Source organism: Microbacterium jejuense, assembly GCF_039544225.1.
GTDB classification, from domain to species: domain Bacteria; phylum Actinomycetota; class Actinomycetes; order Actinomycetales; family Microbacteriaceae; genus Microbacterium; species Microbacterium jejuense.
Genome location: NZ_BAABLG010000008.1, coordinates 472,950 through 485,086, shown reverse-complemented (window position 1 = coordinate 485,086; position 12,137 = coordinate 472,950). Strand labels below are relative to the sequence as shown.

Here is a 12,137-nt window from a genome sequence, read left to right as displayed (position 1 = left end):
TCAGCGGTCGGCGATCAGCTCGCCGTCCACGACGCGCAGACGTGCGACGTGGACGGCGCTGCGCCGATGCGTGCGCTCGTCGGCGTCGGCGAGCTCGCTGCCGTCCCACCACGGGTGCGTGAAGTAGTAGAGGAGCGCCTCGTCCCCGGTCACGACGACCGAGCCGTGGCGTCCGATCTGGACGCCGGCGGCCGGGGTGCCGCTCTCACCGAGGATGACGGCATCCGCTCCGCCCTGGCGGCGCCATGAGACGGCGTCGTCGCTGCGGTGGACCGCCATGCCGCGCCACTCGTCGGTGAGGAGCCACCAGCGGCCGCCCAGTGCGAACGCGAACGGCCCCTCGTGCGCGCGCCCGGCGACGGCCGTGCCGCCCGGGAGCCACGTGTCGAGGTCGTCCGAGACCGCCACGGCGGTCGTGGAGCCCGCGGCCTCGTCCTTGTACCAGAGGCGCCAGCGCCCGTCGGGGCAGCGGGCCACGGCGGCGTCGATCACCCGGTCGCTCGCGAGCGGCAGCGGACCGCGCCGCGTCCACGTGCGCAGGTCGTCGGACGTGTACTGGACGATGTGACGCGCGTGACCGGGCCACTGCGTCGGCACACCGTCGATCTCGGTCAGGTACATGCGCCACCGGGTGCCGTCGTGGATCACTTCGGGCGCCCAGTGGGTCTCGTCCACCTCGGCGGGCGGGCGGCCCTCGCGCAGCGCGAGGCCGCCGGCATCCGGCTCGAGGGTGCCGGCGTACGACCAGCGGTTGCCGTCGTCGCTGCGGGCGACGCCGATACGCGAGCCGTGCACCCACGCGACGCCGGGACCCGGAGCGGGGTGCGTCGCCCGCCGCTGCGTGTAGAGCATCCACCAGCCGTCGGGCGCGCGCACGACGGTCGGATCGGTCGCACCGTCGTAGACGGGGTCGCGGTAGATCTCGTGCGGCGCGGCGGCGTCGGGGTCCACGGCGCGTGCGGGCTCGGGGGTCATCGGCCGGGACGCAGGTCGATGACGGTGCTCGCGAACCCGGTGCGGTGCGTCGGGTGCACGGCGAGGTCCGCCGGGGTCATGACGGCGCCGTCCGCGTCGGCCGACGCGTAGACGGCGGCCACGATCTCGATCGAGCGCGCGGGGGAGTCCGCCACCGGCGGCAGCGGGGCGCCGGCGCGCAGAGCGTCGAACACGTCGCGCAGGAGCGGCTCGTGGCCGCTGCGCTCCTCGACGGCCGGCAGATCCCATGTCGCGGCCTCGGCGTCGTCCACGTGCCGTGCGGGCGTGATGCGCCAGTTCTCGTGACCGTGGCCGTAGAGGTGGTCGACGGTGACGGTGGCGCGCTCGGTGTCGATGCGCACCGTGCTGACCTCGCGCGGCGAGAGGGTGCTCGACACCATCTGCGCCACGACGCCGCCCTCGAACACGATCGTCGCGGTCGAGACGTCCTCGGTCTCGGTGTCGCGGTCCAGGCGCCACAGGCGCCCCTCGACGCGGACCCAGTCACCCAGGAGGTACGCCAGCAGGTCGATCTGGTGGATCGCGTGCCCGAGCGTCGTGCCGCCGCCCTCGGTCTTCCACTTGCCGCGCCACGGCACGGCGAAGTAGTCCGCGCCGCGGTACCAGAGCGTCTGGCACTGCGCCACCAGCGGGCGGCCGAGTGCGCCGGAGTCGAGCAGTCGCTTGACGTGCGCGGCCGCGGTGCCGGTGCGCTGCTGGAACACCACGGCCAGCTCGCGGCCCGCCGCCTCGGCGGCCGCCGTCATCTGCTGCAGCTCGTCCAGCGACGGCGCCGGGGGCTTCTCGACGATGACGTGCGCTCCGGCCGCGAAGGCGGCGAGGGTCTGCGCGGGGTGCGCCCCCGGCGGGGTGCAGATGAGCACGACATCAGGATGCTCGGCGGCGAGCATCCCGTCGAGGTCGTCGTACACGGCCGGCACGCCGTGGCGCTCGGCGAACGCGTCGGCTGCGGCGCGCGACAGGTCCGTCGCCGCGACGATCTCCGCGTGCGGGTAGGCGGCGACGGCGTCCGCGTGCAGGTGGGCGATCGATCCGGTGCCGACGATGGCGCAGCGGAGGATGTCGGTCACGGGTGCTCCCTGTGCGGGTCGAAGAGCGTGGTGGAGAGTGGATGCCGGGCGCCCGGCATCCACTCCCCAGCGTAGGCGCTCTCGCCGGAAAGCGCTATCCCATGCGGTCACTTCATCCGGAATGCCGCCGCCAGCGTCGAGCCGTCCTGGACCGTCATCGTCACCACGTAGCACGCCGCCCGTGGGGCGGGGGCCTTCCAGTTCTGGACGAAATGCCCCGCCTTCGCGTCGAAGCGCAGACTCGTCGCCCCCGTGGTGGTGACCTCGATCGGGTCTGCCTCGCTCGTGCTCCAGTCCTCGCACGAGACGGGTGTCTGCGTGAACGACGTCACCACAGCGGGATCGGTCAGCTCGACGGCCCCGTCGAAGACCTCGAACTTCAGCGGCACGGTGGACCCGCCCTTCACGACGTTGATGACGCCGTCCATGTCGACCGGCGCGAAGAACCCGCGCAGACGCAGCGGCATGACGGTGTAGGTCGCGCTCGTCGTCGCGGAATTGCCCGCCAGGTCCGTCGCCGTCGCGCTCACGATGTGCACGCCCGGCCCGTTCGCGTAACCGTCGATACTGCACGTGGCCACACCCGACGAGGCATCCGTGGCGACGCAGTCGGGCTGCGGCGGTACCGCGCCCGCTGTGTAGGTGGCGCCGTCGGTAGGCCCGTCACGGAGCGACACCACGGGCGGGGTCAGATCTACGTTGATGTCCGACACGACACGCTGTGTCGAGTTGCCGGAGTCGTCCACGGCGATCCCTGTGACGCTCTGCCCGGCGCCCTCGCCCAGTGTGGTGTCCGGGCCGCAGGATGCCACCGCCGTGTCGTCCTCGCAGGCGAACGTCACCCGAACGGGGGTGTTGTTCCAGCCGTAGGCGTTCGCCGCCGGCGAGGTCGTCGCGGTGATGGTCGGCGCAGTCGTGTCGACGATGGTGGGCTCGATCACGAACCGGAACCACAGGTCCGCGGTCGTCAGGGGCACGCCGTCGCCGATGAGCTCGTCTCCGCCCTCGAACGGCGTGCCGTCGGCGATGTAGAAGGTCGTGGCGAGGGTCGTCCCCGGGCCGCACGAGATGTCCGCGACGATGACCGAGTACTGCTGCCCGGCGACGACGTCGACGGGCGTCGTGAGGACGATCGACGTCAGCTCGGGCACTGGCGTGCCGGGGAACGAGATCGCTTGCGACGCCAGTTCGACGCGGCTGGGTCCGACGCCCCGGGCGATCGACACCGTGGTGGTCCGTGCCACGTTCTTCGCGTGGAAGCCCACCTCGGTGAGACGGCCGGACTCGGGGGCGGTGAACGACTGCCCCCTCCGGGTTCCGTCAGCCCAGCCGTCCGGCGTGCATGACGCGCGGGCATTGCTCGCCTGGGCGTTCTCGAGGACGATCGACTCCGCGTGTGCGGGTGCTGCGGCCCCCAAGACCAGCAGGGCGGCGATCGCCGTCGCTGTGGGAACTCTCCATCGCATGGCACGACCTCCTCGTTCGGGTCCTTCGAGCGGGCGACGCGCCGTCGGCGACGCCGCGTCCGGTGTCTGCGCACACGCTACGACCGCGCCGCGCATTCGGCATCGGGCGAATGCCCTATTCCGGCATCCCTCGACCGGACGCGAGGGATGCCGGCGGCCGAGGTCAGCGGGGGAGTCCCGCCTGCGTCGCGTGCAGGTGCGCGTAGCGCCCGTTCGCGGCGACGAGCGCGTCGTGGCCGCCGATCTCGACGACCTCGCCGTGCTCGAGCACGACGATGCGGTCGGCCTGGCGGATCGTCGACAGGCGGTGGGCCACCACGAGCGTCGTCCGCCCCTTCATGAGCCGGTTGAGGGCCTCCTTCACGAGCTCCTCGGACTCGGGGTCGAGGGCCGACGTGGCCTCGTCGAGCAGCAGGATGCGCGGATCGCGCACGAGCGCGCGGGCGATCGCCAGCCGCTGGCGCTGGCCGCCCGACAGCCGGGCGCCGCGCTCGCCGACCACAGTGTCCCAGCCGTCGGGCAGGGTGTCCACGAACTCGGCCGCGTTCGCGTCGCGCAGCGCCGCGCGCAGGCGCTCGTCCGACACGTCGTCGAGGCCGTACGCGATGTTCTCGCGGATCGTGCCCTCGAAGAGCACCGACTCCTGCGGCACGACCGACACCGACTGGCGCACCGTGCGCAGGTCGAGCTCCTGCATGTCGTCGCCGTCGAGCAGGATGCGCCCCGACGTCGGCCTGACGAACCCCAGCACCAGGTTGAGCATCGTGGACTTGCCCGACCCCGACGAGCCGACGAAGGCCACAGTCTCGCCCGGCTCGATGTCGAGCGACACGTCGTGCACGGCATCCCGGTCCGCGCCGGCATACCGCTGGCTGACGTGCTGCAGCTCGAGGTGACCGCCCACGTGCGCGACGGTGCGCTTGCCCTCGTTGAGCTCCAGGTCGGGCTCCTGCAGCACCTCCGAGATCGAGCGCATCGACTCCAGGCCTCGAGCGCCGACGGGGATCAGCATCAGCAGCTGCGTGAGGCCCTGGGTGAGCAGCGTGAAGTACGACGACAGCAGAACGACCTCGCCCGGCGTGATCGGCAGCACGCCGGTGAGCGCGAAGACCGCGGCGAGCACGAGGCAGCCGAGCCCCAGCAGCTGCATCGCCACCCACGAGATCGAGGCGACGTGCCCGTTGAGCAGGTCGAGCTCGTAGCCGGCGCGGCGCACGCCGTCGGCGCCGGCCTGCACGCGCGAGACGGCGGTGCGCTCCAGGCCGTGCGCACGGGTCACCGGGATGAGCGAGGCCATCTCGCCCACGCGGGCGGCGAACCCCTCGACCTCGCGGCGGAACACCTCGTTGCGGGCGCGCGAGCGACGACTGAGGCTGCTGCGCAGCACGAGCGCGACCGGAACCGCCAGGGCGTAGACCGGCAGGAACTGCGGCACCGCGATCGCCGTCATCACGATCGCGCCGACGAGCACCATGGTCGACGAGAGCAGCGGGTGGGTCACCTGCTGCAGCATGAGCTCGACGTTCTCGACGTCGCGCACCACCTTGGTCTGCACGATCGACGAGCTCACCCGCGTGTGGTAGCCGATCGACAGGCTCTGCAGCCGTGCCGCGAGCGCGTTGCGCAGATCGGCCCCGGTGTCGCGCACGACCCGCATGAAGTTGCGGATGTACACCATGTGCATCGGGTAGTTCTGGATCAGCAGCACCGCGGCGACCCCGAACCAGATGAGGACTGTCGAGACCTCGCCGCCGGTGGCCACGAGGTCGATGATCTTCGCCGTCACGACCGGCAGGAACCACAGCGGGATCTCTTTGCACGCGAACGCGAGCACCGCGAGGATCATGCGACCTGGCCGGCGGGCCAGCAGCTTCAGCACTGAGCGGCCGGGACGGGGGTTCTGAGCGATTCCGATGACGCGAATGGCGCCGGTAAACGCTTTCTGCGTCATGATGGCAATGCTATCGACGATCCCCACGCCTCTCCACACGCCGCTGGCGCGTCGTGCGGAGCCTCTGGCGCGTGGGCCCAGCCGCACCCCGTGCGCGGAAGGACTCCACATGACGTACCACCTGGCCGGCGACTCGACCGTCGCCCCCGCGAAACCCGAAGAGCTCCCCCTCACCGGATGGGGTTCGTACATCGAGCCGGTCGTCGAGGCGCCGGTGCGCAACCTCGCCTACGGCGGCGCGACGACGGAATCGTTCCTCGCCGACGGATCGTGGGAGCGTCTGCTGCGGGGCGTCGCGCCCGGCGACACCGTCGTCATCCAGTTCGGCCACAACGACCAGAAGCTCCCCGAACTCGATGCACGCGGCGGGTACACCCAGCGCCTGCGCGGCATGGTCGAGGACGCCCGCGGCCGCGGCGCCGCCGCCGTGCTGTGCACGTCGGCCGAACGGCGCTGGTTCGACGGCGACCGCGTCACACCGACGCACGGGGACTATCCCAACGCGGTGCGCGACCTCGCGCACGAGCTCGACGTGCCGCTCATCGACCTGACGGTGTTCACGACCTGGCTCTACGAGGATCTCGGGCCCGCGGCATCCACTTCACTGCTGTCGCACTTCGCCCCCGGCGAGCACCCCGTGTGGCCCGGCGGGCTCACCGACGACACGCACTTCCGCGAGGAGGGGGCGCGACGCATCGCGGCCTTCGTCGGGCGGTCGCTGCGGGCCATCGAGCGGCGCGACGGCGATCAGCCGGCCAAGGGCTCGCAGCTGGTCAGCTGAGCCGGCGCCATGGGATCAGCCGCCGGTCGAGGCCCGCACGACCAGCTCGGGCTGATAGACCACGTTGCCGAGGTCGGAGCCGGCCGTCCCCGCGATGCGCGCCAGGAGGATCTCGGCGGCCGTGCGGCCCATCTCGCGCGCGGGCTGGCGGACCGAGGTCAGCGGCACGCCGGCGATCGCGGCGAACTCGATGTCGTCGTAGCCGACGACCGCGACGTCCTCGGGGACGCGCACCCCGCGCGAGATGAGCCCGTGCACCAGTCCGATCGCCAGGTGGTCGTTCGAGGTGACGATGCCGTCGGGGCGGTCGGCGGGGGAGCGGGAGGCGAGCTGCTCGCCGAACGCGATGCCCAGCTCGGATGTCGTGCGACTCGTCCAGATCGGCTCGAGCGTCGCGCCGCGGTGCACCGCGACGGCCAGCTGGGCGCCGTGCAGGCGCTCGCGCACCTGGCGCACCTCTTCGCGGGCGCCGACGAAGGCGAGTCGCCGACGGCCGGTGGCGATCAGGTGCTCGGCGGCGAGGCGGCCGCCCGCGACGTCGTCGAACGAGACCGAGGGCAGCTCTCCGGTGTCGTCGACCGCGTCGACGAGGACGACCGGGATGCCGCGCCCCCGCAGTCGCTGCAGCCACGGCTCCAGTGGGCCGAAGGGGCTCACGAGCGCGCCCTCGACCTGCACCCGCTCGAAGAGCTCGAGGTGGTCGCGCTCCTTGGCGATGTCGTCGCTGGAGTTGCCGACGAGGATGCGCAGTCCGGCCGCGGAGGCCGCATCCTCGGCGCCGGCCACCATGTCGGCGAAGAACGGGTTGGCGATGTTGATGACGGTCATGCCCAGCAGGCCCGAGCGTCCGGCGCGCAGCTGCTGGGCCGCCTGCAGCGGGACGTACCCGAGCTGGTCCGCGGCGGAGCGCACCCGGTCGACCAGCCGGTCGCTGACGAGGTGCGGCCGGTTCAGGGCGTTCGAGACGGTGCTGATCGACACGCCGGCACGCTCGGCGACATCGCGGATGCCGATGCGCTTCATGTCGCCGTCGCCCCCTCGCCGCGTTCGCGCTCACCTGTTGCCGGGTCCGCCACGGGGCGGAAGCCGCCGTGCGTCCGATCCGACCATGGTAGGCGCTTTCCTGCCGCTCCCCGGACGTCCGAGAGCGCTCCCATCGTTATCGGCGCGTTACGAGAAAGCATTTGACGAATGATGCCGGCGCGCCTACTCTTCAATCGAAGCGGTTCGACATCGAAGCGGTTCGACAATGATCTCGCGATCCGCTCGGCCCCCGCAGGCACCGAGAGAGCGGCAGCCACGTACACGAAGGAGTGACATGGGACGACGTCATGCTCACCCGACGGTGACCCCCGCGGTCGCGACAGTCGAAGGCACGGTCCGATGACGACGCAGGCGCAGGCTCAGACGGTCATCCAGGAGGCGACGGTCCGGGGCCTCGAGAAGAACTCGAAGAAGGGTCGCGGACGGCGACTGCGCCCGGCAGGCAGCCGGACGTCGTTCACGCTGTTCCTCTGCATCGTCCCGTTCCTCATCCTCGCGTTCCTGTTCTCGTACCTGCCGCTGTACGGCTGGATCTACTCGCTGTACGACTACAAGCCGGCGCTGGGGCTCGAGGGCAGCGAGTTCGTCGGGCTGCAGTGGTTCCAGATGCTGGTGAGCTCGCCGACCCAGATGGCGCAGATCGGGCAGGTGCTGCTCAACACCCTCGCGATCAGCTTCCTCGGCATCGCGACGTCGATCCTGCCGCTGTTCTTCGCGATCTTCCTCAACGAGATCAAGGCACCCTGGTTCCGCAACTCGGTGCAGACCCTCACGTCGCTCCCGAACTTCATCTCGTGGGTGCTCGTCTACATGATCGCCTTCTCGCTGTTCTCCAGCTCCGGTCTGGTCAACGACGTGCTCATGGACTCGGGTCTCATCACGACGCCGGTCAAGTTCCTCGACACCGACCAGAACGTCTGGATCACCATGACGCTCTGGAGCATCTGGAAGGGGCTCGGCTGGGGCGCGATCATCTACCTCGCCGCGATCGCCGGCATCGACCAGTCGCTGTACGAGTCCGCCCGCATCGACGGCGCCGGGCGCTTCCAGCTGATGCGGTACATCACGCTGCCGCAGCTCATGCCGACCTACCTGGTGCTGCTGCTGCTGTCGATCGCCAACATCCTCAACAACGGCATGGAGCAGTACTACGTGTTCCAGAACGCCTTCAACAAACAGTGGATACAGGTGCTCGACCTGTACGTCTACAACATCGGCATGACGGGCAACAGCCTGTCGATGGCCACCGCGATCGGCATGCTCAAGAGCATCATCTCGGTCATCCTCCTGCTCACCGTCAACGCGGTCTCCAAGCGCGTCCGCGGCGAATCGATCGTCTGAGGGGCGCTGCCATGACCATGACGAAGACCCTCACGACGGCCAAGCGCGGCGACACCTCCGCGCGCTACCGCGGCTCGATCGGCGACACCGTCTTCCGCGGCGGGAACTACCTGCTGTTCGCCGTGTTCGCGGTGCTGTGCGCCTACCCCTTCTACTACCTGATCATCAACTCGGTGAGCGCCAACGACATCTCGGCGCTCGGCGACGTGCGGCTGTGGCCGATCGGGTTCCACCTGTCGAACTACACGCAGGTGTTCTCGCTCCCGGGCCTGCCGCTGGCGACCGTCGTCAGCGTCGGCCGCACCGTGCTCGGCACGACCCTGACGGTGCTCGCATCCGGCTTCCTCGGGTTCATGTTCACCCAGACCCGGATGTGGGGCCGCAAGTTCTGGTACCGCTTCCTCATCATCACGATGTACTTCAGCGCGGGCCTGATCCCGGTGTTCATCATCATGAAGACGCTGGGGCTCACGAACAACTTCTGGGTCTACGTGCTGCCGTTCGTGGTGCAGCCGTTCAACGTCATCCTCGCCAAGACGTACGTCGAGTCGATGCCGAAGGAGCTGCAGGAGGCCGCCGAGATGGACGGCGCCAACATCCTGCAGGTCTTCTTCAAGGTGTACCTGCCCAACATGACGCCGATCCTCGCGACCATCGCGATCTTCAGCGCCGTGACGCAGTGGAACAGCTTCCAGGACACGCTGATCTACATCACCGACCAGAGCCTGTACACGCTGCAGTACCTGCTCTACATGTTCATCAACCAGGCATCCAGCCTCGCCCAGGCCGCGCAGAACGCCGGCGGCAACCTCGGTCAGATCGCGAACGTCGCCACGACGCAGACGCCCACGTCGATACGCATGACCGTCTCGGTGCTCGTGGTGCTGCCCATCATCTTCATCTATCCCCTGTTCCAGCGCTTCTTCGTGAAGGGCATCATGCTGGGCGCCGTCAAGGGTTGACGGCGGTCACGCACCACCAAGAAAGGAAAGCAATGAAGCTGCGAAAGAAGGTGTCCCTGGCGCTCGTGGCGCTCCTCGCCGCGGGGTCGCTCGCCTCGTGCAGTGCCGGCGGCGGCAACCAGTCCAAGGGTGCGATCTCGGAGTTCCCCGACAAGTGGGACAAAGAGATCACGATCGACGTGTTCGACGGCCTGGCGAACTACATGGGCATCCAGCAGGGCTGGTTCGCCAAGATCGTCAAAGACAAGTTCAACATGAAGCTGAACATCATCGCCCCGAACGTCGCGGGCGGCGGTGACACCCTCTACAACACGCGTGTCGCGGCCGGCGACCTCGGTGACCTCATCATCACCGACAAGGGCCAGAAGCTCGACGAGCTCATCGAGGGCGGCCTCGTCTCCGACGCGTCGGACTACTACCCGGCGATGAAGAACCTCGCGACCTACGACACCGCCGTGCAGCACCTCAACGACGGCAAGGACGGCGTCTACGGGTTCCCGTCGGCGCTGTCGACCCTCAAGCCGACCGACCCGTCGGAGGGGCTGGAGCCCACGTTCGGCGCGTACATGCGCTGGGACTACTACAAGGAGCTCGGCTATCCCGAGGTCGGCACGCTCGAAGACATCCTGCCGATCCTGAAGCAGATGCAGACCGCCCACCCGACCGCCGACAACGGGCAGCCCACCTACGGCTTCTCGCTGTTCAAGGACTGGGACGGCAACATGATGGTCACGGCGAAGCAGCCGGCGACCTACTACGGCTATGACGAGCTCGGCTTCGTGCTCGCCAAGGCCGACGGCTCGGACTACCAGAGCATCCTCGACCCCAAGGGCGAGTACATGCGCAACCTCAAGCTGTACTTCGACGCCAACCAGCTGGGCCTGGTCGACCCCGAGTCGACGACGCAGAACTACGACACGCTGTTCTCGAAGATGCAGAACGGCCAGGTGCTGTTCTCGTGGTGGCCGTGGCTCGGCCAGTCGGCCTTCAACACCGACGCCAACATGCAGGCCGGCAAGGGCTTCGAGATGGTGCCGCTGAAGGACCAGGACATCTTCTCGTACGGCGCCGAGGCGTACGGCGGCAAGCAGGTCTTCGCGATCGGCTCGAAGGCCGAGGACCCCGAGCGCATCGCGGCGTTCGTCGACTGGCTGTACTCGTCCGAGGGTGCGTACGCCAGCAGCGCGCAGACCGGCGGCACGGCGGGCCCGAAGGGTCTCACGTGGGACGTGAACGACGCCGGCGAGCCCGAGCTCACCGACTTCGGCTACCAGCAGTTCCTGGGCGGCGGCGCGACGGTGCCCGAGGAGTGGGGCGGCGGCAAGTACGAGGACGGCGTCTCGGCGCTGAACCTGAGCGCGGTGCTCCCCAAGGAGGTCGACACCGAGACGGGCTATCCGTTCAGCTACACCTTCTGGCCGACCTACCAGGCCAAGATCGCCAACTCGCTGACCGAGGACTGGTCGTCGAAGATGGGCGACGCGACCTCGACGATGGACTACCTCACCACGAATGACGAGCTGCTCGTCGCTCCGGGTGCGAGCTACGCGGCCCCGGCCGACCCGTCCGACATCGAGGCGCTGCGCAACCAGGTCAAGGAGATCATCAAGCAGTACTCGTGGCAGATGGTGTTCGCCGAGAACGAGTCGCAGTTCGACTCGCTCCGCGACGAGCTCATCTCGACGGCCGACGGTCTCGGCTACGACAAGGTGGTGGAGTTCGACATGGACAACGCGAAGTCGCAGAACGACGCCCGCGTCGCCGTGACGAAGGCGTTCGACTGACACAGGCATGACACGAAGGGCTCGGGATGAGGCATCCCGAGCCCTTCGTTCGTGCACGCACGTCCTGGGGCAGGGGAGGATGCCGCGACCGTGGGCCGACCGGGGGCTGCGGCATCCCGGGCCGACGCCGCGGGGATCAGGCCTCGTGGCGGCCGAAGACGCTCCGGAAGAGGAACGCGGTGGCGTAGGCCCCGACCGAGAAGCCGACGGTCAGCACGATGAACCCGAACGGCGGGAACAGGATCGTGAGGGCGACGAGCGTCACCGGGATGAGGAGCACACCGAGGGTGCGGACCGGTTCGGCCGCGGGGAGCAGCAGGGCGTTCTTGACCGTCTGCCGCACGGTGCTCCGGAAGTACGCGACCTGGGCCATGCCGTACAGGAAGGCGGCCAGCAGGTACGCCGCGCCGATCACGGCCATGATGCCGGCGACGCCGCCGAGGATCGTGGGCATCGAGAACCAGAACACGCTGCTGTAACCGAGCAGCACGGCCGGCGCGAGCAGGCACAGCATCACCAGCGTCGCGCGCCAGAAGTTCGCGCGGAACGCGGGCAGGAAGTCCTTCAGCGGGTGCCCGCTCTCGTCGTCGGAGTAGCGGATCGTCACCTCGTACAGCGCACTCGTGGCGGCCCCGATCGTCACGATCGGGATGCACAGCAGCAGGTACAGCAGGTTGAGCGCGACGAACGTCAGGAACGTCGTGAGGCCGCTCAGCGCGCGGCTTTCGGGGTCGATGCGCAT

10 protein-coding genes are annotated in these 12,137 nt (G+C 69.3%); 4 read left to right on the top strand and 6 right to left on the bottom strand.

All coding sequences use genetic code 11. The annotated features are described in order from the left end of the window. The 4 genes from ABEA46_RS14980 to ABEA46_RS14965 all read right to left on the bottom strand — a co-directional run bounded on the left by ABEA46_RS14980 (position 1) and on the right by ABEA46_RS14965 (position 5,483). The gene (locus tag ABEA46_RS14980) at positions 1-975 is read right to left on the bottom strand and encodes a family 43 glycosylhydrolase (protein ID WP_345545437.1); all 975 of its coding nucleotides are present in this window, start codon (positions 973-975) and stop codon (positions 1-3) included. Then, positions 972-2,066 carry a Gfo/Idh/MocA family protein gene (locus tag ABEA46_RS14975; RefSeq protein WP_345545435.1) on the bottom strand — a complete coding sequence of 365 codons (1,095 nt, stop codon included), beginning with the start codon at positions 2,064-2,066 and terminating at the stop codon, positions 972-974. The genes ABEA46_RS14980 and ABEA46_RS14975 overlap by 4 nt, the downstream gene beginning before the upstream one ends. Positions 2,067-2,173: 107 nt before the next feature. Further along, positions 2,174-3,532: a PxKF domain-containing protein gene (locus ABEA46_RS14970; protein WP_345545434.1), complete on the bottom strand. Its 1,359-nt coding sequence runs from the start codon at positions 3,530-3,532 to the stop codon at positions 2,174-2,176. A gap of 163 nt (positions 3,533-3,695) precedes the next feature. Then, positions 3,696-5,483 (bottom strand): ABC transporter ATP-binding protein, encoded by a 1,788-nt coding sequence (locus tag ABEA46_RS14965; RefSeq protein ID WP_345545433.1) that lies wholly within the window; start codon positions 5,481-5,483, stop codon positions 3,696-3,698. A 109-nt stretch (positions 5,484-5,592) separates the two neighbouring features. Between ABEA46_RS14965 and ABEA46_RS14960 the strand changes: the two genes are divergently transcribed. Continuing rightward, a complete protein-coding gene (locus tag ABEA46_RS14960) occupies positions 5,593-6,264 on the top strand; it encodes a rhamnogalacturonan acetylesterase (RefSeq protein WP_345545432.1) in 672 nt (223 codons plus the stop codon). 15 nt (positions 6,265-6,279) lie between these two features. On the opposite strand, the gene ABEA46_RS14955 is transcribed toward ABEA46_RS14960, so the two are convergent. Then, positions 6,280-7,287: a LacI family DNA-binding transcriptional regulator gene (locus ABEA46_RS14955; protein WP_345545430.1), complete on the bottom strand. Its 1,008-nt coding sequence runs from the start codon at positions 7,285-7,287 to the stop codon at positions 6,280-6,282. Between the two features lie 360 nt (positions 7,288-7,647). On the opposite strand from ABEA46_RS14955, the gene ABEA46_RS14950 reads away from it, so the two are divergent. The 3 genes from ABEA46_RS14950 to ABEA46_RS14940 are packed head-to-tail and all read left to right on the top strand — an operon-like array spanning position 7,648 to position 11,395. Then, positions 7,648-8,649 carry an ABC transporter permease gene (locus ABEA46_RS14950; RefSeq protein WP_345545428.1) on the top strand — a complete coding sequence of 334 codons (1,002 nt, stop codon included), beginning with the start codon at positions 7,648-7,650 and terminating at the stop codon, positions 8,647-8,649. Between the two features lie 11 nt (positions 8,650-8,660). Next, positions 8,661-9,611, top strand: a complete 951-nt coding sequence (locus ABEA46_RS14945) for a carbohydrate ABC transporter permease (RefSeq protein ID WP_345545427.1) — start codon at positions 8,661-8,663, stop codon at positions 9,609-9,611. A gap of 32 nt (positions 9,612-9,643) precedes the next feature. Beyond that, positions 9,644-11,395, top strand: a complete 1,752-nt coding sequence (locus ABEA46_RS14940) for a type 2 periplasmic-binding domain-containing protein (RefSeq protein WP_345545425.1) — start codon at positions 9,644-9,646, stop codon at positions 11,393-11,395. A 136-nt stretch (positions 11,396-11,531) separates the two neighbouring features. Here ABEA46_RS14940 and ABEA46_RS14935 read toward each other — a convergent pair whose 3' ends face one another. Continuing rightward, positions 11,532-12,137, bottom strand: coding sequence for a YesL family protein (locus ABEA46_RS14935; RefSeq protein ID WP_345545423.1), 606 nt, complete (start codon positions 12,135-12,137; stop codon positions 11,532-11,534).

Bases quoted from the DNA above. Each gene is read 5' to 3' on its own strand.
- ABEA46_RS14980 (WP_345545437.1), bottom strand. From the start codon at position 975: ATGACCCCCGAGCCCGCACGCGCCGTGGACCCCGACGCCGCCGCGCCG.
- ABEA46_RS14970 (WP_345545434.1), bottom strand. From the start codon at position 3,532: ATGCGATGGAGAGTTCCCACAGCGACGGCGATCGCCGCCCTGCTGGTC.
- ABEA46_RS14965 (WP_345545433.1), bottom strand. From the start codon at position 5,483: ATGACGCAGAAAGCGTTTACCGGCGCCATTCGCGTCATCGGAATCGCT.
- ABEA46_RS14960 (WP_345545432.1), top strand. From the start codon at position 5,593: ATGACGTACCACCTGGCCGGCGACTCGACCGTCGCCCCCGCGAAACCC.
- ABEA46_RS14955 (WP_345545430.1), bottom strand. From the start codon at position 7,287: ATGAAGCGCATCGGCATCCGCGATGTCGCCGAGCGTGCCGGCGTGTCG.
- ABEA46_RS14950 (WP_345545428.1), top strand. From the start codon at position 7,648: ATGACGACGCAGGCGCAGGCTCAGACGGTCATCCAGGAGGCGACGGTC.
- ABEA46_RS14945 (WP_345545427.1), top strand. From the start codon at position 8,661: ATGACCATGACGAAGACCCTCACGACGGCCAAGCGCGGCGACACCTCC.
- ABEA46_RS14940 (WP_345545425.1), top strand. From the start codon at position 9,644: ATGAAGCTGCGAAAGAAGGTGTCCCTGGCGCTCGTGGCGCTCCTCGCC.
- ABEA46_RS14935 (WP_345545423.1), bottom strand. From the start codon at position 12,137: ATGCGCATCGACCCCGAAAGCCGCGCGCTGAGCGGCCTCACGACGTTC.